General features: G+C 57.6%; 26 protein-coding genes and 1 tRNA gene. 17 read left to right on the top strand and 10 right to left on the bottom strand.

The annotated features are described in order from the left end of the window. Nucleotides 1-9: 9 nt before the first annotated feature. Nucleotides 10-594: a PilZ domain-containing protein gene (locus VSQ83_RS06650; RefSeq protein WP_133077823.1), complete on the bottom strand. Its 585-nt coding sequence runs from the start codon at nt 592-594 to the stop codon at nt 10-12. 94 nt (nt 595-688) lie between these two features. On the opposite strand from VSQ83_RS06650, the gene VSQ83_RS06655 reads away from it, so the two are divergent. The 3 genes from VSQ83_RS06655 (at nt 689) to VSQ83_RS06665 (ending at nt 3,938) form a co-directional block, all read left to right on the top strand. Next, the gene (locus VSQ83_RS06655) at nt 689-1,939 is read left to right on the top strand and encodes a lipoprotein-releasing ABC transporter permease subunit (protein ID WP_133077822.1); all 1,251 of its coding nucleotides are present in this window, start codon (nt 689-691) and stop codon (nt 1,937-1,939) included. A gap of 7 nt (nt 1,940-1,946) precedes the next feature. Beyond that, complete coding sequence (gene lolD / locus VSQ83_RS06660) at nt 1,947-2,630, top strand: lipoprotein-releasing ABC transporter ATP-binding protein LolD (protein WP_219262480.1); 684 nt, start codon at nt 1,947-1,949, stop codon at nt 2,628-2,630. A 63-nt stretch (nt 2,631-2,693) separates the two neighbouring features. Beyond that, nucleotides 2,694-3,938 (top strand): lipoprotein-releasing ABC transporter permease subunit, encoded by a 1,245-nt coding sequence (locus VSQ83_RS06665; RefSeq protein ID WP_133077820.1) that lies wholly within the window; start codon nt 2,694-2,696, stop codon nt 3,936-3,938. Nucleotides 3,939-4,041: 103 nt separating this feature from the next. Here VSQ83_RS06665 and VSQ83_RS06670 read toward each other — a convergent pair whose 3' ends face one another. Beyond that, nucleotides 4,042-5,391, bottom strand: a complete 1,350-nt coding sequence (locus VSQ83_RS06670; protein ID WP_326425798.1) for a heavy metal sensor histidine kinase — start codon at nt 5,389-5,391, stop codon at nt 4,042-4,044. Then, entirely contained in the window at nt 5,391-6,071 is a 681-nt protein-coding gene (locus tag VSQ83_RS06675; protein ID WP_219262478.1) for a heavy metal response regulator transcription factor, read from the bottom strand. Before VSQ83_RS06675 ends, VSQ83_RS06670 begins: the two co-directional genes overlap by 1 nt. Nucleotides 6,072-6,225: 154 nt before the next feature. Here VSQ83_RS06675 and copI point away from each other — a divergent pair, with 154 nt between their 5' ends. Together copI and queF are read left to right on the top strand one after the other, a co-directional pair. Further along, nucleotides 6,226-6,762 (top strand): copper-resistant cuproprotein CopI, encoded by a 537-nt coding sequence (copI, locus tag VSQ83_RS06680; RefSeq protein ID WP_326425801.1) that lies wholly within the window; start codon nt 6,226-6,228, stop codon nt 6,760-6,762. A gap of 81 nt (nt 6,763-6,843) precedes the next feature. Continuing rightward, entirely contained in the window at nt 6,844-7,674 is an 831-nt protein-coding gene (gene queF / locus VSQ83_RS06685) for an NADPH-dependent 7-cyano-7-deazaguanine reductase QueF (protein WP_219262476.1), read from the top strand. A gap of 109 nt (nt 7,675-7,783) precedes the next feature. On the opposite strand, the gene VSQ83_RS06690 is transcribed toward queF, so the two are convergent. Together VSQ83_RS06690 and VSQ83_RS06695 are read right to left on the bottom strand one after the other, a co-directional pair. Beyond that, complete coding sequence (locus VSQ83_RS06690) at nt 7,784-8,257, bottom strand: peroxiredoxin (RefSeq protein ID WP_133077815.1); 474 nt, start codon at nt 8,255-8,257, stop codon at nt 7,784-7,786. A gap of 13 nt (nt 8,258-8,270) precedes the next feature. Continuing rightward, the gene (locus VSQ83_RS06695; RefSeq protein WP_133077814.1) at nt 8,271-8,831 is read right to left on the bottom strand and encodes a glycine cleavage system protein R; all 561 of its coding nucleotides are present in this window, start codon (nt 8,829-8,831) and stop codon (nt 8,271-8,273) included. A gap of 326 nt (nt 8,832-9,157) precedes the next feature. Between VSQ83_RS06695 and dapA the strand changes: the two genes are divergently transcribed. From dapA to VSQ83_RS06720, 5 genes are all read left to right on the top strand, one after another. Next, entirely contained in the window at nt 9,158-10,036 is an 879-nt protein-coding gene (dapA, locus tag VSQ83_RS06700; protein ID WP_133077813.1) for a 4-hydroxy-tetrahydrodipicolinate synthase, read from the top strand. A 17-nt stretch (nt 10,037-10,053) separates the two neighbouring features. After that, nucleotides 10,054-11,169 carry an outer membrane protein assembly factor BamC gene (bamC, locus tag VSQ83_RS06705; protein WP_133077812.1) on the top strand — a complete coding sequence of 372 codons (1,116 nt, stop codon included), beginning with the start codon at nt 10,054-10,056 and terminating at the stop codon, nt 11,167-11,169. Between the two features lie 4 nt (nt 11,170-11,173). After that, nucleotides 11,174-11,932 carry an MBL fold metallo-hydrolase gene (locus VSQ83_RS06710; RefSeq protein WP_133077811.1) on the top strand — a complete coding sequence of 253 codons (759 nt, stop codon included), beginning with the start codon at nt 11,174-11,176 and terminating at the stop codon, nt 11,930-11,932. A gap of 28 nt (nt 11,933-11,960) precedes the next feature. Further along, complete coding sequence (purC, locus tag VSQ83_RS06715) at nt 11,961-12,674, top strand: phosphoribosylaminoimidazolesuccinocarboxamide synthase (protein WP_019410660.1); 714 nt, start codon at nt 11,961-11,963, stop codon at nt 12,672-12,674. 91 nt (nt 12,675-12,765) lie between these two features. Beyond that, a tRNA-Ser gene (locus VSQ83_RS06720) sits at nt 12,766-12,855 on the top strand. A 247-nt stretch (nt 12,856-13,102) separates the two neighbouring features. On the opposite strand, the gene VSQ83_RS06725 is transcribed toward VSQ83_RS06720, so the two are convergent. The 3 genes from VSQ83_RS06725 to VSQ83_RS06735 all read right to left on the bottom strand — a co-directional run bounded on the left by VSQ83_RS06725 (nt 13,103) and on the right by VSQ83_RS06735 (nt 15,205). Continuing rightward, on the bottom strand, nt 13,103-13,540 hold the full coding sequence (locus tag VSQ83_RS06725) for a hypothetical protein (RefSeq protein WP_133077810.1): 438 nt from the start codon (nt 13,538-13,540) through the stop codon (nt 13,103-13,105). 427 nt (nt 13,541-13,967) lie between these two features. After that, on the bottom strand, nt 13,968-14,348 hold the full coding sequence (locus VSQ83_RS06730) for a hypothetical protein (protein ID WP_219262474.1): 381 nt from the start codon (nt 14,346-14,348) through the stop codon (nt 13,968-13,970). A gap of 41 nt (nt 14,349-14,389) precedes the next feature. After that, complete coding sequence (locus VSQ83_RS06735; protein WP_326425804.1) at nt 14,390-15,205, bottom strand: MinD/ParA family ATP-binding protein; 816 nt, start codon at nt 15,203-15,205, stop codon at nt 14,390-14,392. 468 nt (nt 15,206-15,673) lie between these two features. Here VSQ83_RS06735 and VSQ83_RS06740 point away from each other — a divergent pair, with 468 nt between their 5' ends. Further along, nucleotides 15,674-16,651, top strand: a complete 978-nt coding sequence (locus VSQ83_RS06740) for an AraC family transcriptional regulator (protein WP_326425806.1) — start codon at nt 15,674-15,676, stop codon at nt 16,649-16,651. A gap of 231 nt (nt 16,652-16,882) precedes the next feature. Here VSQ83_RS06740 and VSQ83_RS06745 read toward each other — a convergent pair whose 3' ends face one another. Next, nucleotides 16,883-17,605: a pirin family protein gene (locus VSQ83_RS06745; protein ID WP_326425808.1), complete on the bottom strand. Its 723-nt coding sequence runs from the start codon at nt 17,603-17,605 to the stop codon at nt 16,883-16,885. A 249-nt stretch (nt 17,606-17,854) separates the two neighbouring features. Between VSQ83_RS06745 and VSQ83_RS06750 the strand changes: the two genes are divergently transcribed. The 5 genes from VSQ83_RS06750 (at nt 17,855) to ycaC (ending at nt 22,973) form a co-directional block, all read left to right on the top strand. Next, entirely contained in the window at nt 17,855-18,805 is a 951-nt protein-coding gene (locus tag VSQ83_RS06750) for a GlxA family transcriptional regulator (RefSeq protein ID WP_326425810.1), read from the top strand. Between the two features lie 122 nt (nt 18,806-18,927). Continuing rightward, on the top strand, nt 18,928-19,752 hold the full coding sequence (locus tag VSQ83_RS06755) for an alpha/beta fold hydrolase (RefSeq protein WP_133077803.1): 825 nt from the start codon (nt 18,928-18,930) through the stop codon (nt 19,750-19,752). Between the two features lie 115 nt (nt 19,753-19,867). Beyond that, nucleotides 19,868-20,479: an antibiotic biosynthesis monooxygenase gene (locus tag VSQ83_RS06760; protein WP_326425812.1), complete on the top strand. Its 612-nt coding sequence runs from the start codon at nt 19,868-19,870 to the stop codon at nt 20,477-20,479. Next, the gene (locus VSQ83_RS06765) at nt 20,476-22,314 is read left to right on the top strand and encodes an amidohydrolase (protein ID WP_219262468.1); all 1,839 of its coding nucleotides are present in this window, start codon (nt 20,476-20,478) and stop codon (nt 22,312-22,314) included. The genes VSQ83_RS06760 and VSQ83_RS06765 overlap by 4 nt, the downstream gene beginning before the upstream one ends. Before the next feature lie 32 nt (nt 22,315-22,346). Beyond that, the gene (gene ycaC, locus VSQ83_RS06770) at nt 22,347-22,973 is read left to right on the top strand and encodes an isochorismate family cysteine hydrolase YcaC (RefSeq protein WP_219262467.1); all 627 of its coding nucleotides are present in this window, start codon (nt 22,347-22,349) and stop codon (nt 22,971-22,973) included. A gap of 136 nt (nt 22,974-23,109) precedes the next feature. Here ycaC and VSQ83_RS06775 read toward each other — a convergent pair whose 3' ends face one another. Then, nucleotides 23,110-24,537, bottom strand: coding sequence for a mechanosensitive ion channel family protein (locus VSQ83_RS06775; RefSeq protein WP_326425814.1), 1,428 nt, complete (start codon nt 24,535-24,537; stop codon nt 23,110-23,112). A gap of 118 nt (nt 24,538-24,655) precedes the next feature. Here VSQ83_RS06775 and VSQ83_RS06780 point away from each other — a divergent pair, with 118 nt between their 5' ends. Further along, on the top strand, nt 24,656-25,552 hold the full coding sequence (locus VSQ83_RS06780) for a LysR family transcriptional regulator (protein WP_326425817.1): 897 nt from the start codon (nt 24,656-24,658) through the stop codon (nt 25,550-25,552). Nucleotides 25,553-25,711 lie beyond the last annotated feature (159 nt).

Consider the following 25,711-nt stretch of genomic DNA (forward strand, 5'->3'; position numbering starts at 1 on the left):
GCCCGGTGGTTACTCGGGCGCGGATTCGTTTTGTTCGCGGGCCAGGCGGCGTGCCTGAGCCTGTTTTTGCAAAATGTAGCGCGCCAGCAGCTGGCGTTGGGTATCGGTGATGGATTCAAATTCGGCGATGATCGTGAAGCGGTCATCCTGCGCCAGGCACTCGATGACGCGGGCGCGCAACAACAAGCCCAGAGCTTGTGGCATCAGTACCAGCTTGAGCGAAAGGTGGCTGCCCGCCAGGCAGGCCTGGGGATGATGAAACTCGATACCGCCCTCGGACAGTTTGACCGGCTGCAGTTCACCGATCTTGCCCAGTACGGTTTGCGCGACAATCTGGCTGAGCAGCTCGACGCGTTTGTTCAGGGTCTTGAGGTAGCTGGAAAGCGTGCGGTCACGTTCGCTGATCTGGCGCAGCAAGTGTTGGGACTCGAATTCGCTCAGGTGTAATTCACTGAGCAAATTGAACAATGGCGACGCATCCTGCAACACTTCACCGCTCGCGGCTTCGAGGGCCGACAGCGGGGTTATTTCCAGTGCGATCATATCCTCGATACGGTAGTATTCGCGGCGATCTGCGTCATTTAATGTCGACATGGCGAACCCGTGATGGCGGCTGTGGTCTGAGTGTAAAGCTGCTTATCAGGCCCCGCCACAAGGACGTCTTCTTTTCCCTCGAACAAGCCCCGACATGTTCAGACCTCTCTCTTTATTTATCGGCACGCGTTATACCCGTGCAAAGCGCCGCAATCATTTTGTGTCGTTCATTTCTCTGACTTCAATGATCGGACTCGCCCTCGGCGTGGTTGTGATGATTGTGGTGTTATCGGTGATGAACGGTTTCGATCATGAGATGCGCACCCGCGTGCTGGGCATGGTGCCCCACGCGACCATCGTCGGCGATCAACCGATCAGCGACTGGCAAAGCCTGGCCGCCAGGGTCAAGCAAAACCCCAAAGTGGAGGCCGTGGCGCCATTCACCCAGATGCAGGGTTTGCTGACCAATGACGGCAATGTGCAGAAGGTACTGCTCAATGCCATCGACCCGGCGCAGGAGCGCAATGTCTCGATCATCGATCAATTCATGCAGCAGGGGCAGCTCGACTCGCTGACCCCCGGCAGCTTCGGCATCATCATTGGCGACAAGGCCGCGAAAAAACTCGGTGTGGCTGTCGGCGACAAGCTGACGTTTGTCGCGCCGGAAGTCACGGTGACGCCGGCCGGGATGTTCCCGCGCATGAAGCGATTCACTGTGCAGGGCATTTTTCATGTCGGCGCCGGTGAGATCGACGGCTACCTGGGTATTACCAACTTGCAGGACCTGGCGCGCCTGCAGCGCTGGAAACCTGACCAGGTGCAAGGCCTGCGGCTGAAGTTCGATGATCTGTTCGAGGCGCCACGTACCGCGTGGGAAATCGCCCAGCAGTTGGGTGAAAGCCAGTATTACGCCCGTGACTGGACCCGTACCCACGGCAATCTGTACCAGGCCATCCGCATGGAAAAAGCCATGATCGGCTTGCTGTTGCTGCTGATTGTGGCCGTGGCCGCGTTCAACATCATTTCCACGCTGGTGATGGTGGTCAATGACAAGAAAGGCGATATCGCGATCCTGCGTACCCTGGGTGCGACCCCGGGCACGATCATGGCGACCTTTATGGTGCAAGGCACTGTTATCGGCGTGGTCGGGACCGCGATCGGTGCGGTGGTCGGCATGTTTGCGGCGCTCAATGTCAGCGCCGCAATCTCTGCACTCGAAGACCTGATCGGGCACAAGTTTCTCAATGCCGACGTGTATTTCATCGACTACCTGCCTTCGCAATTGCAGGCGCAGGACGTATTGATGGTGTGCGGTGCGGCATTGGTTCTGAGTTTCCTCGCGACCTTGTACCCGGCCTGGCGTGCTGCGCGCACCCAGCCTGCGCAGGCGCTTCGTTATGAGTGAGTTGGGCATGAAAGATCAAGCAGTGTTGAGTTGCCGCGACCTGGGCAAGTCCTACGAGGAAGGCCCTGAGTCGGTGGTGGTGCTGTCGGGCCTGCAGCTTGAGCTGCACCCCGGTGAGCGGGTGGCGATCGTCGGTACTTCGGGTTCGGGCAAAAGTACGTTGCTCAATATGCTCGGCGGCCTCGATACCCCGACCACCGGCAGCGTCTGGCTGGCCGGTGAAGAGCTGTCGGCGCTGGGCGAAAAGGCCCGCGGCCTGTTGCGCAATCGTTCGTTGGGTTTCGTTTATCAGTTCCACCACTTGTTGCCCGAGTTCACCGCACTGGAAAACGTCTGCATGCCATTGTTGATCGGCAAGACGGCGATCCCCGAGGCGCGCGAGCGTGCGACAGCACTGTTGACCCGTGTTGGCCTGGGTCATCGACTGGAGCACAAGCCGTCGGAACTGTCGGGTGGCGAGCGTCAGCGTGTGGCGATTGCCCGCGCACTGGTCAACAAGCCGGGTCTGGTGATGCTCGATGAGCCTACGGGCAACCTTGACTCCCACACCGCCCAGGGTATCCAGGACCTGATGCTGGAACTCAGCACTTCGATGCGCACTGCGTTCCTGGTGGTGACTCACGACATGAATCTGGCCCGCCAGATGGACCGCGTGTTGCACCTGCAGGACGGTCGTCTGACCCCGATCTGATCGGCCAGAACCCGACGCCTGCAAACGGGCGTCGGGTCTTCAATTTTTATACGGTGCCCGCGAATGTTCAGACCGTTATCGATTTTTATCGGCACGCGCTATACCCGCGCCAAGCGCCGCAATCGTTTTGTCTCGTTTATCTCCATGACCTCGATGATCGGCCTCGCCCTGGGCGTGCTGGCGATGATCGTGGTGTTGTCGGTGATGAACGGTTTTCAGCGCGAAATGAGTAACCGCATCCTGGGTATGGTGCCCCACGCGACCATCGTTGGCGTAAAGCCGATAGATGACTGGCGCCCGGTGGCCGATGCCGCGATGAAGAACCCCGAGGTCACGGCAGCCGTGCCGTTTACCGAGCTGGACGGCATGCTGTCCTTCAAGGGTTCGATGCAGCCGATCCAGATCAGCGGTATCGATCCGGCGCAGGAAGGCAAAGTCTCGATCGTGACCCAGAACATCGTGCAGGGCAGTCTTGAAGACTTGAAGCCCGGTGAGTTTGGCGTGGTGCTGGGTGACATTACCGCACGGCGCTTTCGTCTGGCGGTCGGGGACAAGATCACTTTGATCGTGCCCGAAGCCAGTACCGCACCGGGCGGGATTACCCCGCGTTTGCAGCGCCTGAATGTGGTGGGCATCTTCAAGGTCGGTGCCGAGCTGGATGGCACCATGGGCCTGATCCATAGGGAAGATGCTGCCGCCATTCAACACTGGGAACCCAATCAGGTGCAAAGCGTGCGTCTGGCGGTCAAGGACCTGTACGCGGCGCCGCAGGTTTCACAGCAGGTCGCAACCGGCCTGGGCGCGGCCTACAAGGCAGATGACTGGACCCACACCCAGGGCAGTCTGTTCAGTGCCATGAAAATGGAAAAAACCATGATCGGCCTGTTGCTGTTGATGATCGTTGCCGTTGCCGCGTTCAACATCATTGCCACGCTGATCATGGTGGTGAATGACAAGGGGGCGGATATCGCGATCCTGCGCACCATCGGTGCCACGCCGCGGCAGATCATGGCCATCTTCATGGTTCAGGGCACGGTGATCGGTATTGTCGGCACCTTGATTGGCGGTGTGCTGGGGGTGATCGCGGCGTTGAATGTCAGCGAACTGGTGGGCTGGATGGAGCGGGTGTCCGGGCAGCACATCTTCAGTTCCGATGTGTACTTCGTCAGCAACTTGCCATCAGAGTTGCAAGGCGGCGATGTGGCATTGATCTGCGGTGCGGGCTTTGTGCTGAGCTTTCTGGCCACGCTTTATCCTGCGTACCGGGCGGCGAAAATCCAGCCGGCCCACGCGTTGCGTTATTCCTGACAGGTGGGAGCGGGCTTGCTCGCGATGCAAGCTGCGCGGTATTTAAGTCACACCGCGTCGATGCCATCGCGAGCAAGCCCGCTCCCACAGTTAAGTAAACCGGTCAGACCGGCAACTCAATCACAAACCGCGTTAGCCCCTCCTGCGACTCACACTTGATCTGCCCGCCATGGGCGCGAATGATCGATTGGGTGATCGCCAGCCCCAACCCTGCATGTTCGCTACTGCCTTCGCGGCGGGCAGGGTCTGCCCGATAAAACCGGTCAAACAGGCGCGGCAGCAGTTCTGCAGGAATCCCCGGACCAGTGTTCTCAATGCGGATGCGCACACTGCCCGGCAAAGCCTCAATCAGCACCTTGATCGCACCGCCACCCGGCGTGTAGCGCAGGGCGTTATCCAGCAGGTTGGAGAGGGCGCGGCGCAGCATGCTGCGGTCGCCTGCAAGGTGCGCACTGCCTTGGCGTGTCAGTTCGATCTGCGAGTCCTCGGCCAGTAGCGCGTAAAACTCCAGCAACGCATCGACTTCCCTGCCAAGGTCCAGCGGTTCGCGGCGCGGTGTGAGCAAACCATGATCGGCCTTGGCCAGGTACAGCATGTCGTTGACCAGCTGCGCCATCCATTGCAGTTCTTCAAGGTTGCTGTGCAGGGTCTCGCGATACTCTTCGATGTCTCTTGGGCGAGTCAGGGTGACTTGGGTGTGGGTCAGGAGGTTGGACAGTGGTGTGCGCAGTTCATGCGCAATATCGGCGGAGAAGGCCGACAGTCGCTGAAAAGAATCGTCCAGGCGCTCCAGCATGGCGTTAAAGGCCGTTGCCAGGTCTGCCAGCTCGGCAGGCATTTGTTCCTGGGGCAGGCGGGCGTTGAGTGAGTCCGCCGAAACACTGGCTGCAATCGCGCTCATGCGACGCAAGGGCCGCAGGCCGCTACGGGCCGCCCAGGCGCCCAGGATCGCCGTGGCCAGCGCCGAGAGGCCGACGGTCATCCAGATCAGGCGTTGCATGCGCTGCAGGAAGTGCTGGTGGTGGGTGATGTCCAGTAACAGCGTCAGATGCGGCGTGTTGGGGGTGTTGTCCTGCGGCACCAGTACGCGGTAATCGGTGCCATTGATTTGCAGGCTGCCCAGCCCTGGTTGCGTCGAAAGTTCCAGGGGTAGCCGCGGCGAACTGTCAAACCACAGATGCCCGTCCTGGCCGCGGACCCGTACTGCAAGATCCGGCTGGTGGGCCAGGTCCTGTAGCAGTGCCGGCAGGCGCAGGGTGAAACGTTCCAGGGTGTCCGCCCCTTGCAGGGTGCTGCGCAAGACCGCGAGACGGCTTTCCATCAGTTGCTGGTCGAGCTCGACGAAATGCACTTCACTGGCCCGTCCGAACAGCACCCCGGCAAACAGCGACACCACCGCGGTACAGCCCGCAAACAGCAGTGCCAGGCGGCTGCTCAGTGACAGGTTGCGCATCAACTGCTGCGCTCTTCGAGTACGTAGCCCATGCCGCGTACGGTGTGGATCAGCTTTTGCTCATGGTTGTCGTCGATTTTCAGGCGCAGGCGGCGAATCGCGACTTCGATGACGTTGGTGTCACTGTCAAAGTTCATGTCCCACACCTGCGAAGCAATCAATGACTTGGGCAGGACTTCACCCTGACGACGCAACAGCAACTCCAGCAGGGAAAACTCCTTGGCGGTGAGGTCTATGCGTTGGCCGTTGCGTTCTGCGCGGCGGCGGATCAGGTCCAGGCGCAGGTCGGCCAGCTGCAGGCTGGTTTCCTGGGGGGCGTTGTTGCCCCGGCGCAGCAGGCTGCGCACCCGTGCCAGCAATTCGGAAAATGCAAACGGCTTGACCAGATAATCGTCGGCCCCCAGCTCCAGACCGTGGACTCGGTCTTCGACCGCATCCCGTGCAGTCAAAAACAACACCGGCAAGCTCAGTCCTGCGCTGCGCACCGCTTGCAGGATTTGCCAGCCATCGCGGCCCGGCAGCATGACGTCGAGAATCAGCAGCGAGTAATCGCCGGTCAATGCCAGGTGTTGTCCGGTAATGCCATCGGCGGCCAGTTCCGTGGTGAACCCGGCCTCGCTCAAGCCCTGGCGCAAGTACTGTCCGGTTTTGACCTGGTCTTCGACAATCAGCAGTTTCATGGTCGACTCATCGTAAAAATTAACCTCGGTCTTATACCTTGGTGCTGGTGATGCAGGTTCAAGCTGACAAATTTGTAATCTTACGGTCAGTTGAATGCCAGTACCGGGGTTTTAAAGTGGCGCAAAGCCTCACCTTTGGTTTCTGGGAGTAAGTATGACTGTACGTATCCGTTTGTCGCTCGCGGGCTGTTTGTTGGCCCTGAGCTTGCCTGTCATGGCGTCGCCTGCGGGGCACTCTGATTTTGGCCAGCCTGCGCCCGCCGCCAGTGCGACGCGCACGGTGGAGATCGACATGACCGATATGGCTTTCACACCCAGGTCGTTGGACGTGAAAGCCGGTGAGACCGTACGTTTTGTGCTGGTCAACAAAGGGCAGTTGCTCCATGAATTCAACCTGGGCAATGCGGCGATGCATGCGGCGCACCAGAAAGAAATGCTCGAAATGCAGCAGAGCGGCATGCTCACGCCGACGGGCATGGGGCATGGGGGCATGGATCACTCATCCATGGGGCACGGTTCGAAGGAGATGCCCGGTATGAAGCATGATGACCCCAACAGCGTGCTGGTCGAGCCGGGTAAAACCGCCGAGCTGACCTGGACCTTCACCCGGGGCGATAACCTGGAATTTGCCTGCAACGTGCCCGGTCATTACCAGGCTGGCATGGTCGGCAAGGTCAACGTAGCGCCTTAAAACACCCTGATCGTCAGTGAACGCTGAAAGCCTGGCTCAAACCCGATAGAATTACCGGGTTTTTCTAGCCAGGTTTTTGTCATGCATCCCGCCGCCGAACATTCCCCGCTGGGCAAGTCCAGTGAATACATCAGCACCTACACCCCGTCCTTGCTGTTCCCGATCCCGCGTGCGGCGAAATGGGCAGAGCTGGGGCTGAGCGCCGAAACGCTGCCTTATGTCGGGGTGGATTTCTGGACCTGCTTCGAGCTGTCGTGGCTGTTGCCATCGGGCAAGCCGGTTGTCGCCATTGGCGAGTTCTGCTTTGCCGCCGATTCGCCGAATATCGTCGAGTCCAAGTCGTTCAAGCTGTACTTGAACTCCCTGAACCAGAGCGTTTTTGCGGATACGCCGAGCCTTGAAGCCACATTGCAGGCAGATTTGTCCGCAGCATCCGGCAAGCCTGTCAGCGTGCGCGTACGTAGCTTGAATGATGTCCAGGCCGATGGCGTAGGCGTTTTGCCGGGTATCTGCATTGATGACCTGGATATCTCGGTCAGCGATTACGAACAGCCCCGTCCTGAGTTGCTCCAGTGCGATGGCTCACAGGTCGTGGAAGAAAGCGTTTACAGCCACTTGCTCAAATCCAACTGCCCGGTTACCAGTCAGCCTGACTGGGGCACTGTCGTGGTGCAATACCGTGGCGCGGCGCTGGATCACGCCAGTTTGCTGGCGTATCTGGTGAGCTTTCGCCAGCACTCGGACTTCCACGAGCAATGTGTGGAGCGGATCTTTCTCGACTTGCAGCGTTTGCTCAAGCCCGAGAAGTTGACCGTGTATGCGCGCTATGTGCGCCGTGGCGGGCTGGATATCAACCCGTACCGCAGCACCGAAGCGGTCGAGTTCCAGAATGTGCGGTTGGTGCGTCAGTAATACTCAGTGACTCATGTGGGAGCGGGCTTGCTCGCGACAGGTCTATGCGGTTTGCCTGACAAGCCGCGTCGCCTGAATCGCGAGCAAGCCCGCTCCCACAGAGTTTTGCTTAGCCGTTATTCAGCGCCTTGGCCTGCTCAAGTACCGCCTCGACATGCCCCGGCACTTTCACGCCGCGCCACTCGTGGCGTAGCACACCGTCCTTGTCGATCAGGAATGTGCTGCGATCAACGCCCATGTACTCTTTGCCGTACAGTTTTTTCAGCTTGATCACATCAAACAGCTGACACAGGGCTTCGTCCTTGTCGCTCAGCAACTCAAACGGAAAACCTTGCTTGGCCTTGAAGTTCTCGTGGGACTTGAGGCTGTCGCGGGACACACCGAACACTTCGGTGTTGGCCGCCTGAAACTCGGCGTAATGGTCACGAAAACCCTGGCCCTCGGTGGTGCAGCCCGGCGTGCTGTCCTTGGGATAGAAGTAAATCACCACCTGCTTGCCTTTGAGCCCCGCCAAAGTGACGGTCTGCTCGCTGGTTGCCGGGATCTGGAAGTCGTCTACGGGTTGGTCAATTGCAACGGCCATTGAGTCGGTTTCCTTACATCGGGTTCTGTGGGCGCCACGGTTCGATCAGTGCATCCAGGTTCAGCGCATCGGCGAAGTCCAGAAACTGATCACGCAGCCAGCTGATTTGTATGCCGGCCGGCAAGGTCACGGTGAACGTGGCATTGAGCATGGTGCCGCCGGTTTGTGGAGCCTGATAGGTGTCGCATGTCAGGTTTTCCAGCTCTACGTTGTGGTCCATGAAGAACTGGCACAGCTCGTTGATGATGTCCGAGCGGTAGGCCGAGCTCACATAGGCTACGTAGGGTAGTGCTTGCGGGCGAGTTTCAAGGGCGGCACTGCGCACAACATTGACGCTGAACGCATGTTTTTTGGCCAGCGCGGGCAGGCCGGCTTCGAGGCGCGCCAGGGCGTCCCAGCTGCCTGTTATTTCCAGGATCAGCGCACTGCATTCGCCGTGGCGAGTCAGGCGCGAGGTTACGACGGCGCAGCGATTATCATGGCTGGCGCGACACAGGACGTTAGTCAGCTCCATTGGGTTGGCGCCAAGGGCACTGATGACAAGGAATTGTTCGCGGACTGTGGGGGTGGACATGCAGCCTTCCTAAAACGATGAGCGGTCAGTACGGTCGATGGGGAGCGAGCTGAATATCAGCCGACACTTGAGCGCCGAAGCCCGCCAATACAGCGTTACAGGCGGTTTGCAGGCTCTGCAAACCGCGCTCGGCGGCGTTTGGGCGGGGCTTTGGGCGCTTGCTGAAGGCCTGTGAAACAGACTTGCGCACACATCAGTACCAATCAAAGGCTGAAGGGTAGCGAAAAGCAACGCTAAGGGGAATGCTCATCGGGCGCGCTGTTGCTTGTGCAAGGGTCATGGCGCCAGTACCATTACGGCTCTCTTTTTCCGGCAGGAGCGGTTGCATGATTGCGGGCAGTATGGTGGCACTGGTCACACCCATGGATGCACAAGGTCGTCTTGATTGGGACGCTCTGAGCAAACTGGTGGACTTTCACCTGCAAGAGGGCACCAACGCCATTGTTGCCGTTGGCACCACAGGTGAATCGGCAACTCTGGATGTGAACGAACACATCGAAGTGATTCGTCACGTTGTCAAACAGGTTGCAGGACGTATTCCGGTGATTGCCGGTACGGGCGCCAACTCGACGCGTGAAGCGATCGAACTGACCGCCAATGCGAAGGCCGCTGGCGCCGACGCATGTCTGCTGGTGACTCCGTATTACAACAAGCCGACCCAGGAAGGTTTGTACCAGCATTTCAAGGCCATCGCCGAAGCGGTCGATATCCCGCAGATCCTTTACAACGTTCCGGGCCGTACCGCCTGCGACATGCTGCCGGCAACCGTTGTGCGCCTGTCGACGGTGCCGAACATCATCGGCATCAAGGAAGCCACCGGCGACCTGACCCGCGTACCGACCATCCTGGCAGGCGTCAGCAGCGACTTCCTGGTGTACTCCGGTGACGACGCGACCGCAGTCGAGCTGATCCTGCTCGGCGGCAAGGGCAATATCTCGGTGACCGCCAACGTTGCGCCACGAGACATGAGCGACCTGTGCGCCGCTGCGATGCGTGGCGATGCCGTCACTGCTCGCGCGCTCCACGAAAAGCTGATGCCGCTCAATAAAACCCTGTTTATCGAATCCAACCCTATCCCCGTGAAATGGGCGCTGCATGAAATGGGCTTGATGTCGGACGGTATCCGTCTGCCTCTCACCTGGCTCAGCGAGCCTTGCCACGAACCACTGCGTCAGGCAATGCGCCAGTCCGGTGTCTTGGTTTAATTGAGGAAGCACTACGCATGAAGCGATTGGCCGGACTTTCCGCACTAGCCGTGATTATTTCCAGCACCAGCGGCTGCGGTTGGCTGTGGGGTCAAGACGGGTATTTCCGTGACCGTGGCAGCGATTATCTGGAGGCGCGTCAAACCCCTCCCATGCAGTTGCCACCCGGTGTCCAGACTGACAAACGCCTGGTCCCGCTGTTGCCGATCCCTGGCAACGTGCCTGACGACAACGTCAAGGGCGAGTTTGAGGTGCCGCGTCCACAGCCATTGGCTGTAACCGCCAGTGCCAGTGACTTCAGCCTTCAAAAAAGCGGCGACAGCCGTTGGGTGATGGCGCAGCGCTCTCCGTCCGAAGTCTGGCCGGTGGCAATGCAGTTCTTCCAGGACAACGGTTTCAGCATTGACGAGCAGCGCCCGCAAACCGGCGAATTCACAACCACCTGGCAGCGTGCTGACGAGCTTTCGGCTCCGATGGCCCGCCATGTGGGCAGCAGCGGCCTGGCCGCCGACAGCGAGACCCGCCTGCGGGTTCGCATCGAGCCGGGTGTGCAGCGCAACACCAGTGAAATCTATGTCGTCAGTGCCAACCGCCCGGCCGGCAGCACTGCCGACGTCGATTTCGCCACCCGTTCGGTCAACACCGGTCTGGATGCAGCCCTGGTTGATGAGATGCTCATCAGCATGAACCGTAACGCCGAGAAGGGCGGTTCGGTATCGTTGCTTGCAGCACGTGATTTCGACACCCCGGCGCGCGTCAGCCTGAGCGAAGACGGCAGCGGCAACCCGGTGCTGACGCTGACCGAAGACCTTGATCGCGCCTGGTCCAGTGTGGGTCGCGCGCTTGAGCAGGGCGAATGGCGCGTTGAAGATATCAACCGCACCCTGGGCCTGTACTACATCAACCTTGCCGAAAAAGCCGAGAAGAAGGACGAGAAGCCTGGTTTCTTCTCCGGTCTCTTCGGCAGCAAGCCGGACAAGGAAGAAGTTGAAGCCCGTGCCCAGCGCTATCAGGTTCGCCTGAGCAAGGTCGGTGACAGCGTACAAGTGACTGTCGAAGAAAACATCAACACCGTTGCCTCGCCAGAAGTGGCGCGCAAAGTGTTGGGCGTTATCCAAGACAACCTGGGTTGATTGCATGCGCTTTGCCGTTCTCGGCAGTGGTAGCCAAGGGAATGGCACGCTGATAACCAGCGACAACACTTATGTACTGGTCGATTGCGGTTTCTCCTTGCGAGAAACCGAGCGTCGCCTGGCCAGGTTGGGCGTCAGCGCCCACCAGCTGAGCGCGATTCTGGTAACCCACGAACATGCCGACCACGTGCATGGCGTGGGTTTGCTGTCTCGGCGCTACAATTTGCCGGTGTACATGAGTCGTGGCACTCAGCGCGGGATGCGCAAGCCCCTGGAGCCGGCCGGATACGTTGCCGGTGGCCAGACATTGCAAGTCGGGGCGTTGACTATCAGTGTGACCCTTGTGGCCCATGATGCTCAGGAACCCACCCAGTACGTGTTCAGTGACGGCAAGCGGCGGTTTGGCTTGTTGACCGACCTGGGCTCGTATTGCGCGGGGGTACTGGACAGCTACCGCAACCTGGATGCACTGATGATCGAGGCAAACCATTGCCGCGACCTGCTTGCCCGTGGTCACTACCCTGCTTTTCTCAAGCAGCGGGTAGGGGGCCAGGAAGGACATTTGAACAACCATCAGGCTGCAAGCCTGGTGGCCGAGTTGGGCTGGCAAGATCTGCAACACCTTGTACTGGCACACCTCAGCAGCAAGAACAACCTGCCGCAGCTGGCCCGGCAATGTTTTGTCGACACCCTAGGGTGCGACCCGGACTGGCTGCAACTGGCCGATCAAGATTCAGGGCTCGACTGGCGCACAATCGCCTAGCCCACCTACTTAGCATGCGGAGCCCATCATGGAAAAACGTGAAGAACTCTATCGCGGTAAAGCGAAATCGGTTTACAAGACCGACGACGAAAACCGCTTGATCCTGCTGTTTCGCAACGACACCTCGGCGTTCGACGGCAAGCGTATTGAACAGCTTGATCGCAAAGGTATGGTGAACAACAAGTTCAACGCCTTCATCATGCAGAAACTCGAAGAAGCCGGCGTGCCGACCCAATTCGACAAACTGCTGGGTGACAACGAGTGCCTGGTTAAAAAGCTCGACATGATCCCTGTCGAGTGCGTTGTGCGTAACTACGCGGCAGGCAGCCTGGTCAAGCGCCTGGGTGTCGAAGAGGGCATGAAGCTCAACCCGTACACCTTTGAACTGTTCCTCAAGGACGACGCCAAGGGCGACCCGTTCATCAACGAATCCCACGTCGTGGCATTCGGTTGGGGCACTGCCGAGCAACTGGTTCGCATGAAAGAACTGTCGCTCAAGGTCAACGATGTACTGAACAAATTGTTCGACGACGCTGGCTTGCTGCTGGTGGACTTCAAGCTTGAATTCGGCGTATTCCATGACGGCTCCATCGTCCTGGGTGACGAATTCAGCCCGGACGGTTGCCGTCTGTGGGACAAGGCCACTGGCAAGAAAATGGACAAGGACCGCTTCCGTCAGGGTCTGGGCGACGTCATTGAAGCCTACGAAGAAGTTGCAAACCGCCTCGGCGTCCCGCTTTAAGCAGTAAAGGCGCGCAAGCAACTGATAGCACGCGGTTTTTTTGAAAAAAGGCTTTGCCATAATCAGAAACCGCGTTATGATGCGCGCCGTTGGAGAGATGCCAGAGTGGCCGAATGGGACGGATTCGAAATCCGTTGTACTGGCGACAGTACCTAGGGTTCGAATCCCTATCTCTCCGCCATTATTGAACAAGACGAAGCCCCTGAAATGGTTAAACATTTCAGGGGCTTTTTCGTGGGCGGGTATAAAGTCGGGGCCTTTTGAGGGCAAAAAGCTCAAATAACTACCTGCCAACTTTGGCTAGCGCTGCATGTGCCAATGGAAGGCGCTATTAATGAGCTATGAAGCCAAGGTCTACAACGTGATGATGGCTCTCGGCTTCCTCAACGACGCAGCTCAAGCCGCGTTTATCTCAAGCGGCGCTGAAGTCAGAGGAGCCCAACGGCAGGGGCGATGATTTTTGCACCCGTGATGAGTTCCTCGGCAAGCAACCCCTTAACGCTTTCCTTGCTGCCTTCTCTGGCAATCTCGGCTAATTGCTCGCGCAGGGAGTGGGCATGAGTCAGGCTGCGCGGGGTTGCGTTTAGAACTTCGAGGCCTTTCACAGTGAGTACGGCATCCGAGACATGGGTGTTGGAAAACAGCCCGCCGCTGATGTACCCCGCGTTGATCAGCCATCCCGTTGTCGCGATAAAAAACTCAGCCTCTTTGCTGGGCAGATCCATTTGACGCTCTTCACTCCACTCCATTGCCGGTTCAACAAAATGCTCTGCGGTCAGGTTGAAGGGCACAGGAAAGTTCAGATACAGCTCACCCAGCACCTTGCCGGTCAGCTCATTGAATTTATCGATATTGGAACCAGACATGTCACAGAACTCCGACAAAAAAGCACTCAGCGTGCAGAGAATCAAAGCTGCTGTTGAGCCATAGCGGCTCCAGCGAAATGTTGGCTAAAGCGTTCATAGATGCACTGGCGAGCAACTAAGCGGCAGGACATTCAAAAGCGAAGCCAGCCACTACTCTGGCCCATATCCCCCTTGGCGTCACCTCAACTCAAGAGAGTCCACACGTTCTTTACCCCAAGGCACCTTGACACGGTTGAAACGGCTATCGCACGCGGCGAGAAAACCGGGCGCCATGTCGACCGCGCCGTAAGATGAGCATTTAAAGTGTATGTCACCTTGAAGAGCGCGATGAGCACATCATCAATGAGCGTCTGATATTGCGGCGCACCACAGACCATTCCGGAATGGAGTCAGATGCTTTTCATATGTGATCAGTGAGGCGGTTGAGTTATTTATTTAGTGGTGTCTGTTTAATTGATTCATTATCGCTGCTGATGAGTGAGATGCATTCAGCATATGCTCTCATGGCAAACAGGGGATGAACGTCAATGAAGTGCTTCTTGACGGTCGTGCAGTAGTGTTCATATTCAGCGTCCTCCAGGCAGTCATGGGTGCCCAGGCAGTAACTGATCTGTGTGTGGATATAGATAGCCTTGGCAAACCCACTGCCTCGGCTGGATATTAATTTTTTTTGTGCTGGCCTGCCCATGCAGTTGTGGTGGCGAAAGTCTTGAAACGTTTCTCCCAGTAGTTTTAAAATTCTGGGAAAATCATCGTTAACCGTAATAAATTTGTCAGAGTTGAAGCGGTCTTTGAACGTCCATGTCATGTGAGTTTTCATCCTGAAAAAGTCTGTGTTTTACGGTGTGTTTATACGGTCTGGGATTTTTGGATGAGGGATTCCAAAAAGAATTCTATGTGGCCTGTGGGTGTTTCGCGCAGGGGCCATTTTTCAATTGATTTGGCTATTTTTTTAATGTCATGAGCAAAGTCTGATTTGGGAAACATGTCATATAAAGCCTTGCCTTTACTGGCTGCCATTCGGGATGACTTATGTTCATGAACGTACCCGGCGTAACTCAGAAATACATCGTTGTTCTTGTTTAATTGTTGAAGGGTGTTGAAAGCTTTTTGACCTTCATGTGTGTCAATGGCTTTGTTGATCAGTATTCTGAAGTTGTGTAAGTCGTAAGTGCTGTGCAGTATATGTATAAGCGCCTGTGTGCTGGCGATGGCCGTTGGTTCGCTGCAGGTGACAAGCAAAATTTCTTGTGAGGCGCGGATGAAGTTAAGCGTGCACTTGTTAATGCCGGGCGCTGTGTCAATGACAAGGATGTCGAGTTCTTTGGAAATTGTGCTGAGCGCGTTGACGATGCCAAAGTGATGAGCCGTCGATAAATGTTTCATCGATTTCGGCAGGCTGCTGCCGAGAATCAAGTTGATGCCTTTAGGTCCGTTATAGATGACCTCTCGAAGGGAGCTATTCCCTTCGATTAAATCTGTAATGGTATAGTCAGGTGAAATGTTCAAAAGCGTAGCAATGCTGGGAAGTTCCAGGTTAGCGTCGAGAATTGCAACGCGTTTTCCAAGGTCTGCCAGCGCCATTGAGAGGTTGATCGATAAGGTACTTTTTCCCGTCCCACCTTTGCCACTCGCAATCACTATGACTTGAGGGTGTTGGCTCATTATAAGTGCGCCGTTTGATAAGTTCTAAGTGGTTTGTGTCACTGTGCAAATCGTTATCTGGATTGAACATTCACCGTTTTATTCGAAACTTTGTGTAGCTGTCCTTGCGTCCAAATATGCCGGTGTCGCCTGTCAAGAGGTAGAGAGTCGCTCGAAAAAAAGCGGTGGTGATTGAGAATTGATAGGACCTTATCTTTTTGAAGGCCCATACCCATCCTTTGTGTTGATTTCGCTTTGGATTGAGTGTCATCGTTAATATGAGCTACTTAAATTAAAGTATTAGATCCAGCTTTATCAACGGTATAGTGGCACGTTTCTGTTTGGATGATAAGTGTTCTGGGGCGATAGAGTGGTGTCCATGAGCGCATGCACTATTGACGTCCAAGACCCCGTCATCAAAGATTTAATGTGTCATGTAAGCTGCTCTGCTCTGAGCTTGCAGTATTTTATATCAGGGATGTGTCGTAGATGTTTAATATTAGTAAGGCGTATGTGCGGTTACTTGGTCATGCACTTGGTTATCACTTTTCGAGTAAAGACGGCTTTGATGTGGATGTGCTGGGGCCTGGTGAATATATAGATATTGTACGGGTGTATGAATGGTTAAATGATTTGACGGCCAAGGTGGAGGATCCAGATCTTGGTTTGAAAGCATTCGGTAATGCACACCCCGCAATGTTGGGTGTTCTCGGGTACGCGGTGATGTCATGTTCAACATTAGGGCATGCGCTGGAGCGGTTGGTGACGTACCATCCATTAATTAGCAATGGCTCTTTTTTGAAAGTCGAGTTTCGCGGAAAATATCTTAAGGTTTTAGGTTTTGAAGTAGGTGATAAACCACCAAGAGTGTTCATTGATTCAGGGGCGTCAGTGTTCTTAGGCTTGATGCAGTGGCTAGTCCCCAATCAGGCTGTTCAACCAGTCGCTGCGGAATTTACATATGCTGAGCCGGTGGACTTAAATGCATTAAAAGCAATATTTGGGAAAAATATTACCTTTTCTTCAGCGTCGAATAGTCTGCTTTTCAGGAGGGAAGTGTATGATTATCCTTTGATATCTGCCTCGCCGACATTGAATGTCGTGCACACGGATGTGCTGAATGTTTATTTGCAAAATTCAATCAGTGGGCTCATGTCATCCAGGATTAAAAAAATCGTATCTGATGGGTTGTTGGTTGGCTGTATTCCTACCGTTCAAACGGTATCGAGAGCCATGAAGATGAGCGCTAGAACACTGCAAAACTATTTGCAGCGTGAAGAAACTACCTTTACGGCTATTTTTGAGGCCTCTCGAAAAGAGCTGGCGCGTCATTTGTTGAAGGATTCGGCTTACAACTTGAAGTATATATGCGCGACTCTGGGTTTTTGTGATAAGAGCAGTTTCCACAAGGCGTCGTTGCGTTGGTTTGGTATGACGCCTCAGAAGTATCGTGAATTGGCAGAGTAAGAAATGAAGTTGCAGTGCTGACCGTCTTGTCGTGCGGCTATAAAGAGACGAGTTTAGGTAGGCTGGATTGTTAATAAGCCGTGCGCCTGCTGCTATAAGAATGTTTGATAGCACTCTCCTTCGCAAGCAATGCTCGAATGATGGTACCGCCAGCGTGTTTTATCACCGGCAGCACCCCAGACGACTTGTTAGCGACGCCATTGATCGTACGCATAACCCAGCTTCAGCCCGTCAAGGCATCTGCGGCAATTCCTGCGCCCGCAGATCGAATACCAGCACCTCGGCGTCACTGCCATTGTCCAAGGTCAGCCGTTGCTCCTTGCGCACGCGCACGCCGTCGCCTTCCTGCAGTGCCATGCCGTTGAGTTCGACGCTACCACGTGCCACGTGCACATAGGCGTAGCGATCGGCGGCAAGTTCCAGCGTGGCGCTTTCCTGGCCGTCTATCAGGGCTGAATACCCCCGGGCATCCTGGCGTACGTGGAGCGAACCATCGGCGCCATCGGGCGAGATGATCAGTTGCAGGCGTCCGCGTTTCTTTTGCGTGGTGAAGTGCTCTTGTTGGTAGCGGGGTTTGGCGCCACCGACGTCAGGCACGATCCAGATTTGCAAAAAGTGCACAGGCTCGTTGTGCGAGTGGTTGTACTCGCTGTGCGCCACGCCGCTGCCGGCGCTCATCAATTGCACGTCACCCGGGCGGATCACTGAACCTGTGCCCAGGGTGTCCTTGTGTTCCAGCGCACCGTCGAGCACGTAGGAGAAAATTTCCATGTCGCGATGGGGGTGCTGACCGAACCCTTTACCCGCTGCCACGCGGTCGTCGTTGATCACCAACAGGTCGGAGAAGCCTTGTTCATCCAGGTTGCGATAGTTGGCAAATGAGAAGGTGTGGAACGATTTCAACCAGCCATGGTTGGCGGCGCCGCGATCGGATGCTTTGCGAAGGGTCAGCATGATGACATCTCCTGTGTGGACGTTGATTCGTCCGAGTGAGGAGAAGGTTAATGGTTACTGATCAGTAAATTAAGTAGATGGAAACTGAAACAATGTCTCTCTGTAGTTGACAATTTTAGCGGATTTATCACGTATGATTTTTCCGACGCTCGCTCATGAACTGCGCGTTTGCAGTGGCCCGGATGCGGCGCACTATTGTTTATCCACAGCGGACTCGCTCATGCAGCTGCCTACAGTGAAATCTATCTTATGAAAACCGTGGCGATGGTGTTGTTTCCAGACTTTCTGCTGCTCGACATGGCGGGGCCCATGGAGGTGTTCTCGATTGCCAACCGCTATCTACAGCCGGATCAGCAGTATGAATTGACCACTCTGGCGACCGAGCCCGGCCTGCTGCGCGCCTCAAATGGCGTAAAGCTGCAGGCGGATCGGCATATTGACCAGGCCAGCGGGCACTATGACTTGCTGCTGGTACCCGGTGGCCCGGGGGCCTACAACGATAAACCGCAGGCATTGCTGGAGTGGCTCAAGGGCGCCGTGACCCGGGCCGGGCAATACGGGTCCATCTGCACCGGGGCATTCTTGCTGGGCTTTGCCGGTTTGCTGGATGGCTATCGCGTCACGACCCATTGGCATTACACCGAGCGGCTGATCAAGGCCTTCCCCTCGGCCCGGGTAGAGGTCGACCAGATTTTCGTGCAGGACCGCAATCTCATTACCTCTGGCGGCGTCACGGCCGGTATCGATCTTGCGCTGTCGGTCGTCGCCAATGACCACGGCAAAAAAATCGCCCTGGACGTGGCCAAAGTCCTGCTGGTGGTCATGAAGCGTCAGGGCGGCCAGGCGCAGTTCAGTCCGCTGATGGCCTCGGTTGGCCCCCAGGAAACCCCCATAACCCGGGTTCAGAACCATATGCTCGAACACCTCGATCAGGCTTTCAGCATTGAATCCTTGGCCAGCCTGGCCAGTATGAGTGCCAGGCACTTTGCCCGGGTTTTTGCCCGTGAGGTCAACATGACGCCCATGGATTTTCTTCAGGGCGCGCGTATAGACCGGGCCAGAAACCTGCTGGAGACCAGTGAGTTGCCCCTGAAAACAGTCGCTTTCAAAAGTGGCTTCGGCAGCGTCAGGCACATGCGTTTTCTGTTCAATGAAAAGCTTGGTCTGACCCCGGCTCAGTACCGCGAGCAGTTCAGCTAGCCTCTACTGTCCGTGGTGGGCACCGATATGGCCGTAACGCTCCTACCAGAGCAGTTGTGCTGTCATCGATGCCTGCCAAGATAGATGAGAACTCTTTGCACTTGCACAAGGATGACCGCCCCATGAGTACGTTCACCACCCGCGATGGCACCGAAATCTACTACAAGGACTGGGGCACGGGGCAGCCCGTGGTGTTCAGCCACGGCTGGCCGCTGAACGCCGATAGCTGGGAATCGCAGATGCTGTTCCTGGCGTCCAAGGGCTATCGGGTGATCGCCCATGATCGCCGCGGCCACGGGCGCTCCAGCCAGCCGTGGGCAGGCAACGATATGGACACCTACGCCGATGACCTGGCGCAGTTGATCGAGCTGCTGGACCTGCAGGATGCCGTGCTGTTCGGTTTTTCCACTGGCGGCGGTGAAGTGGCGCGTTATATCGGTCGTCATGGTACGGGCCGGGTGGCCAAGGCGGGGCTGATTTCATCGGTGCCGCCCTTGATGCTCAAGACCCAGGCCAACCCTGGCGGCTTGCCGCTAGAGGTGTTTGACGGGATTCGCCAGGCGTCACTGGCGGACCGTTCGCAGCTGTACATCGACCTCGCGAGCGGCCCTTTCTTTGGTTTCAACAAACCGGGGGCCAAACCCTCCCAGGGCATGATCGACTGGTTCTGGATGCAGGGCATGACCAGCGGCCACAAAAACGCCTACGACTGTATCAAGGCGTTCTCTGAAACCGACTTTACCGAAGACCTGAAAAAGTTCGACATACCGACCCTGGTGGTCCACGGCGACGCCGACCAGGTGGTGCCTATCGAAGCTGCGGGCATTGCGTCGGCAGGATTGGTCAAAGGTTCTACGCTGAAGATCTACCCCGGTGCCCCCCACGGGCTGACGGATACCCACAAGGATCAGCTCAATGCCGATCTGCTGGCGTTTCTCAAGGGCTGATACGCGTTGCTTCACTTCAACTCTGTAGCGATCCACCGTGGGAGCGAGCCTCTCGTTCCCGCGGTTGAAGTGTCTGCAGGGAATAGTCGACTGGATAGGGTTGGAGCCTTGCGTCATGTCTGAATCCACTGAGATCAATCCGCCGACCCGGGCTTTCGATGAGGTTGTGACCCTGGTGGTCAAGCATCGGGTCAAGGCCGGTTTTGAAGTGCCCTACAACGCGTGGCTGCGCAAGATCGTGCGCATCGCCGGGCAGTGGGACGGGCATCTGGGGGTGGATGTCGTGCCCGGCAAGAGTGCCGGTCTGGACACCTATACCTGCGTGCTGCGCTTTTGCTCCACTGACGCCATGCAGCGCTGGCTGGACTCGCCGCAACGCCGCGAACTGGTCAACGAAGCTACTCCCATGCTGGCGGACGGTGACCAGACCGAGGTCAATCCGGTCAACGAATTCTGGTTCGCGCCCCACACCGAGTCCCGAACGCCACCACCCCGCTGGAAGCAGGCCGTGCTGACGCTGATGGTGATTTTTCCCCATACCTTGCTGGTGCCGCTGATCTGGAAGCCCTTGCTGGGCTTGAGCCCTTTTTTCTCCCAGTACGTGGTCGCCACCTTTGTGATCACGCTGACCATCGTTGTTTCGGTGGTTTATCTGTTTATGCCAATGGCGACGCGTGTGTTCGCGCCCTGGCTGACTGCTGCCACTGAACCCGAGGAACCGCGATGAACGCCGATCTGATCTTATTCAATGGCCAATTTAATACCGTCGATCGCGAAAACCCCCATGCCAGTGCCGTGGCCATCCGCGACGGCCGCTTTGTGGCCGTCGGCACCGATGCTCAGGCAATGGCCCTGCGCGGTACGGGCACCCAAGTCATCGACCTCAAGGGGCGCTGTGTCATTCCGGGCCTTAATGACTCGCACCTGCACCTGATCCGTGGCGGCCTGAACTACAACCTCGAACTGCGCTGGGAAGGCGTGCCATCCCTGGCCGATGCGTTGCGCATGCTCAAGGATCAGGCCGATCGCACGCCGACTCCGCAATGGGTGCGCGTGGTCGGCGGCTGGAACGAATTCCAGTTCGCCGAAAAGCGCCTGCCCACCCTGGAGGAACTGAACCAGGCGGCCCCGGACACTCCGGTCTTTATCCTGCACTTGTACGACCGGGCGCTGCTCAATCGTGCCGCGCTGCGAGTGGCTGGCTATACCCGCGATACCCCGAACCCGCCGGGTGGCGAGATTGTGCGCGATGCCAACGGCAATCCGACCGGCATGCTGGTGGCGCGGCCCAACGCGATGATCCTCTATTCGACCCTGGCCAAGGGGCCAAAGCTGCCGCTGGAGTATCAGGTCAACTCCACCCGCCAATTCATGAGCGAACTCAATCGCCTGGGCCTCACCAGCGCGATTGATGCGGGCGGTGGTTTCCAGAACTATCCAGATGATTACCAGGTCATCGAGCAACTGGCCAAAGACCAGCAATTGACCATCCGTATTGCCTACAACCTGTTTACGCAAAAGCCCAAGGAAGAACTGACCGATTTCAAGAACTGGACCAGCAGCGTCACCCTGCACCAGGGCGATGACTTTTTGCGGCACAACGGCGCCGGAGAAATGCTGGTGTTTTCGGCAGCGGACTTCGAGGACTTCCTTGAGCCGCGCCCGGACTTGCCGCAAACCATGGAAGACGAACTGGAACCCGTGGTGCGCCACCTGGTGGAGCAGCGCTGGCCGTTTCGCCTGCATGCCACCTACAACGAATCCATCAGTCGCATGCTCGACGTGTTCGAGAAGGTCAATCGCGATATTCCGTTCAATGGCTTGCCGTGGTTTTTCGACCATGCCGAAACCATCACCCCCCATAACATTGAGCGGGTAAGGGCCCTGGGCGGCGGCATTGCGATTCAGGATCGCATGGCGTTCCAGGGCGAGTATTTCGTCGAGCGATACGGCGCCAAAGCGGCCGAAGCCACGCCACCCATCAAGCGCATGCTGGCCGAAGGCGTGCCGGTGGGGGCGGGCACCGATGCCACCCGCGTGTCCAGCTACAACCCGTGGACTTCGCTCTACTGGATGGTCAGCGGTCGCACGGTCGGTGGTCTTGAGCTGCACGCCGAAGGCCTGCCCCGGCTCACTGCGCTGGAGCTGTTCACCCACGGCAGCGCCTGGTTTTCATCCGAACAGGGCAAAAAGGGTCAGATCAAGGTCGGCCAGTTGGCAGACGTGGCGGCCCTGAGCGCGGACTTTTTCAGCGTCGACGAAGAAGCCATCAAGTGGATCGAGTCCGTGCTGACCGTGGTGGGCGGCAAGGTGGTGTATGCCGCCGGCGACTTCGAAAAACTTGGCCCGGCCCGCGTACCGGTGTTGCCCGACTGGTCGCCGGTGGTGAAAGTCCCCGGCCACTGGCGCCCGGGTGCGCCGCTGCAGGCACAGGTCCACCAATGCAGCGGGCCATGCGCGGTGCATGCCCATGGCCATGAAAAAGCACGTTTGTCGAATGCACCGGTCAGCGACTTTGCCGGATTCTGGGGCGCCTTTGGCTGCTCCTGTTTCGCCTTTTGATCCCGTAACACCTATCTATCGAGGAGTTTCACATGAGCACTGTTCCGTACAAGCGCCTGAACAAAGATGATGCTGTGGTGTTGCTGGTTGACCACCAGACCGGTCTGATTTCGCTGGTCCAGGATTTCTCGCCAAACGAATTCAAGAACAACGTGCTGGCGTTGGGCGATGTGGCCAAGTTTTTCAAACTGCCGACCATTCTGACCACCAGTTTTGAAAACGGCCCCAACGGCCCGATGGTGCCGGAGCTTAAGGAACAGTTTCCGGACGCCCCGTACATCCCGCGTCCTGGCCAGATCAATGCCTGGGACAACGAAGACTTCGTCAAGGCGGTCAAGGCGACCGGTCGCAAGCAACTGATCATTGCGGGTGTGGTGACGGATGTATGCGTGACTTTCCCGACGCTGTCGGCGCTGGCTGAAGGTTATGAAGTGTTTGTGGTGACGGATGCGTCGGGCACCTTCAACGAAACCGTACAACAGGCTGCCTGGGCGCGAATGACGGCAGCGGGTGCACAGTTGATGAACTGGTTCTCGGTGGCGTGCGAGCTGCAAGGGGATTGGCGCAATGACATGGAAGGCCTGGCGAACCTGCTGTCGCCGCGCATTCCCAACTACCGCAACCTGATGAACAGCTATTCGGTATTGACCGCCAAGTAAGGCAGCTCCGTTGCTTTTGTAGTCGCTGCCGTAGGCTGCGATAAGGGCCGCAGGACCTTCGTTTGGTTTTGGAACGAGGGTCGCTTCGCAACCCGTCGCAACCTGCGGCAGCGGCTGCAGATATCACCCTCACTTCTCAGCGCCTGTGCAACCAACTCAAAAAACCGCCTTTGATGACCGGTGCCGGCGCGGCCATCAGCGCCATGCGACTACTTTGTTGGCGCACGGCCTGCAACCTGTTCAACGCCCGTCCTACCTCTGTGCGCTGCGCCATGCATTCGCGGGTCACAGACTTGTCGAGCCGATAAATGATGCTTGAGGTCAAGGTGGTAAAGGTCGCCTGGGACGGCGAGTCCGTGAGAATGCTTTCCTCGCCCATGATCTCTCCCGGCCCCATGCGTCCGGCTTCAACAGGCCCCGCTGCGTCGGGCACGGTCACGCTGACCACTCCGGTGGCGATGACCATCAGGCTGTCCGGCACCTCGTCCAGCGCCAGCACCACCTGACCGGCCGCGTATTGCTGGGCAACCATGGAGAGGGCGATCTGGTCCCGCTCTTGCTCACTCAGGGAACGGAAGACTTTCACCTCGTCGAGCAAGGCCCGCGCCCGGCCCGCGGGTTCGATTATCGCGTCAGGCTGGCGTGAAATACCCGCCGCTTCCAGGTGTCGGTGGGCCAGGTCAAACAATTGGTTGCGCACTTCACTTTTTCTGGCCAAGTCGGCAATGAACCCGCTGGCCACGTATTCGGACATGATCTCGCCAGCCTCCTTGAGCACCGCTTTGGGCGCAGGATTGAGCAGCAGGCTGCTGCTGCCCTGCAGCGTGCGCTCCAGTGCATCGAGCACCCGGCGGGGGCGAACATGGTTGGGCACCTGAATGCTGATCGACACGCCATGCAGATTCGTGGGCCGGCTCAGGTTGACGATCTTGGCCTTGGCCGCCACCGAGTTGGGCACGACCGCCGTACTGCCCGCGCTGGTCAGCAGGTGGGTGGCGCGCCAGTCGATATCCAGCACCTTGCCTTCGACACCGTCGATCACCACCCAGTCATCCACCTGATACGGCTTGGTGGTGTTGAGCACGATGCCGGAAAACACGTCACTGAGGGTGCTCTGCAAGGCCAGGCCGACCACAATGGCGACTACCCCGGAAGTCGCCAGCAATCCTTTGACCGGCAACTCCAGCACGTACCCGGCTGCGGCGACGATGGCCGCCAGAAACACCAGGGCGCCAATCACATCCTGCAGCAGGCGGCCGCTGTGACCGATGCGGCGCATCAGCACCAGGCCGATCACTTCGGTCAGCACCCGCGCCGCGTACAGCCACCACACAATTCCCAGCGCCGTCGCCCCCAATTGCTCCACCCGGTCATCGGTAAACAGCGGGGCCTGCAACGGGCTGACGCCAGCGTTGATGATCAACGCGCTGAACATTGCAAACAGCGCCAGACGCACCCCCACCCGGGTGACACGTTGCTTGAACGGCGCCAGATGCCAGAGTGCGGTGTCGATCACCAACAGCACGGCACCCCAGGACAGCGGGTGATCGAGGAGAAAGGACATGGGCAAACTCCAGTTTCAGAAAGCAGGCGAGAGAGGGGGACCGTGCACAGAGAATAGACGGGTGTTGAAAAGGGAAAAAGCCGCTATAAAGGGTTTAACTGTCCACCAGGTAGTGACAATGAACCCCTTTGAAGACATGCGTATTTTTTGCCAGGTCATGGACTCCGGCAGCTTCACGGCGGCGGCCGACCAACTGGGCCTGTCCAAGCAATTCGTGAGCCGACGATTGATGCAACTGGAGGCGCGACTGGGCGTGCGCCTGCTCAACCGCTCTACCCGGCGACTGGACGTCACGCCCCTGGGGCAGACCTATTACGAGTCGGCCATGCGCTTGCTCAACGACGTCGAGCACATGGAGCAGGGCATCGCCGGCCAGACCAGCGAGCCGCGCGGCACCCTGCGGGTCAGTGCGCCGCTGTCCTTTGCGATGGCCCAGCTGGGCTGCCTGCTGCCGTTGTTTTTGCAGCGCTACAGCGGCGTGACCGTAGAGGTGGACCTCAGCGACCGGCCAGTGGACTTGCTCAGCGAAGGCTATGACCTGGCCTTGCGCATCGGCGTGCTGGAAGACTCGACCCTGATTGCCCGCCGTATCGCCAGCATCGATCGCGTGTACTGTGCCAGCCCGGCCTACCTGGCCGAGCGGGGCACACCGCTCAAACCCCAGGAGCTGCACGAGCATGATTGCCTGCCCTACGGTCATGGCCGTCAAGTGCAGTGGCGTTTCGAAGGGCAGGGCAAGCCCCTGACCCTCAACGTCAGCGGGCGCATGCGGGTCAATAATGGTGAGTTGCTCAAGGATGCGGCCATCGCCGGGCTGGGGATTACCTACCTGCCGACCTTTATCGTCGGCTCGGCGCTGGAGAGCGGGCAATTGGTCCGGGTGCTGGACGATTACCGCTGCGCGCCGCTGGCGTTATCGGCGGTCTATCCGCAGCACCGCCAGCGCTCGCAGCCGGTGCAGGCATTGATCGAGTTCTTGCGCGAGCGGCTGGATCAAGTGCAAGGAGGGTTGTAGCGCCATTGTGCAGATCAGGCCAGGGTGGGGCATTTATGCATGCTTGATATAAGTGCTATCCGGTAAGCGCCGTTTATCAATTAACTCCCAGCCGCTAAGTTACTTCTATATTGAATACGCGCACGTCTATGGCGGCCGTTTCCTACAGAAGTTTCACTT

This window comes from Pseudomonas sp. DSV-1 (genome assembly GCF_035830915.1).
Classification (GTDB): Bacteria; Pseudomonadota; Gammaproteobacteria; order Pseudomonadales; family Pseudomonadaceae; genus Aquipseudomonas.

Excerpts from the sequence above, each read along its gene's own strand:
- VSQ83_RS06650 (WP_133077823.1), bottom strand. The coding sequence starts at position 594 with ATGTCGACATTAAATGACGCAGATCGCCGCGAATACTACCGTATCGAG.
- VSQ83_RS06655 (WP_133077822.1), top strand. The coding sequence starts at position 689 with ATGTTCAGACCTCTCTCTTTATTTATCGGCACGCGTTATACCCGTGCA.
- lolD (WP_219262480.1), top strand. The coding sequence starts at position 1,947 with ATGAAAGATCAAGCAGTGTTGAGTTGCCGCGACCTGGGCAAGTCCTAC.
- VSQ83_RS06665 (WP_133077820.1), top strand. The coding sequence starts at position 2,694 with ATGTTCAGACCGTTATCGATTTTTATCGGCACGCGCTATACCCGCGCC.
- VSQ83_RS06670 (WP_326425798.1), bottom strand. The coding sequence starts at position 5,391 with ATGCGCAACCTGTCACTGAGCAGCCGCCTGGCACTGCTGTTTGCGGGC.
- VSQ83_RS06675 (WP_219262478.1), bottom strand. The coding sequence starts at position 6,071 with ATGAAACTGCTGATTGTCGAAGACCAGGTCAAAACCGGACAGTACTTG.
- copI (WP_326425801.1), top strand. The coding sequence starts at position 6,226 with ATGACTGTACGTATCCGTTTGTCGCTCGCGGGCTGTTTGTTGGCCCTG.
- queF (WP_219262476.1), top strand. The coding sequence starts at position 6,844 with ATGCATCCCGCCGCCGAACATTCCCCGCTGGGCAAGTCCAGTGAATAC.
- VSQ83_RS06690 (WP_133077815.1), bottom strand. The coding sequence starts at position 8,257 with ATGGCCGTTGCAATTGACCAACCCGTAGACGACTTCCAGATCCCGGCA.
- VSQ83_RS06695 (WP_133077814.1), bottom strand. The coding sequence starts at position 8,831 with ATGTCCACCCCCACAGTCCGCGAACAATTCCTTGTCATCAGTGCCCTT.
- dapA (WP_133077813.1), top strand. The coding sequence starts at position 9,158 with ATGATTGCGGGCAGTATGGTGGCACTGGTCACACCCATGGATGCACAA.
- bamC (WP_133077812.1), top strand. The coding sequence starts at position 10,054 with ATGAAGCGATTGGCCGGACTTTCCGCACTAGCCGTGATTATTTCCAGC.
- VSQ83_RS06710 (WP_133077811.1), top strand. The coding sequence starts at position 11,174 with ATGCGCTTTGCCGTTCTCGGCAGTGGTAGCCAAGGGAATGGCACGCTG.
- purC (WP_019410660.1), top strand. The coding sequence starts at position 11,961 with ATGGAAAAACGTGAAGAACTCTATCGCGGTAAAGCGAAATCGGTTTAC.
- VSQ83_RS06725 (WP_133077810.1), bottom strand. The coding sequence starts at position 13,540 with ATGTCTGGTTCCAATATCGATAAATTCAATGAGCTGACCGGCAAGGTG.
- VSQ83_RS06730 (WP_219262474.1), bottom strand. The coding sequence starts at position 14,348 with ATGACATGGACGTTCAAAGACCGCTTCAACTCTGACAAATTTATTACG.
- VSQ83_RS06735 (WP_326425804.1), bottom strand. The coding sequence starts at position 15,205 with ATGAGCCAACACCCTCAAGTCATAGTGATTGCGAGTGGCAAAGGTGGG.
- VSQ83_RS06740 (WP_326425806.1), top strand. The coding sequence starts at position 15,674 with ATGTTTAATATTAGTAAGGCGTATGTGCGGTTACTTGGTCATGCACTT.
- VSQ83_RS06745 (WP_326425808.1), bottom strand. The coding sequence starts at position 17,605 with ATGCTGACCCTTCGCAAAGCATCCGATCGCGGCGCCGCCAACCATGGC.
- VSQ83_RS06750 (WP_326425810.1), top strand. The coding sequence starts at position 17,855 with ATGAAAACCGTGGCGATGGTGTTGTTTCCAGACTTTCTGCTGCTCGAC.
- VSQ83_RS06755 (WP_133077803.1), top strand. The coding sequence starts at position 18,928 with ATGAGTACGTTCACCACCCGCGATGGCACCGAAATCTACTACAAGGAC.
- VSQ83_RS06760 (WP_326425812.1), top strand. The coding sequence starts at position 19,868 with ATGTCTGAATCCACTGAGATCAATCCGCCGACCCGGGCTTTCGATGAG.
- VSQ83_RS06765 (WP_219262468.1), top strand. The coding sequence starts at position 20,476 with ATGAACGCCGATCTGATCTTATTCAATGGCCAATTTAATACCGTCGAT.
- ycaC (WP_219262467.1), top strand. The coding sequence starts at position 22,347 with ATGAGCACTGTTCCGTACAAGCGCCTGAACAAAGATGATGCTGTGGTG.
- VSQ83_RS06775 (WP_326425814.1), bottom strand. The coding sequence starts at position 24,537 with ATGTCCTTTCTCCTCGATCACCCGCTGTCCTGGGGTGCCGTGCTGTTG.
- VSQ83_RS06780 (WP_326425817.1), top strand. The coding sequence starts at position 24,656 with ATGAACCCCTTTGAAGACATGCGTATTTTTTGCCAGGTCATGGACTCC.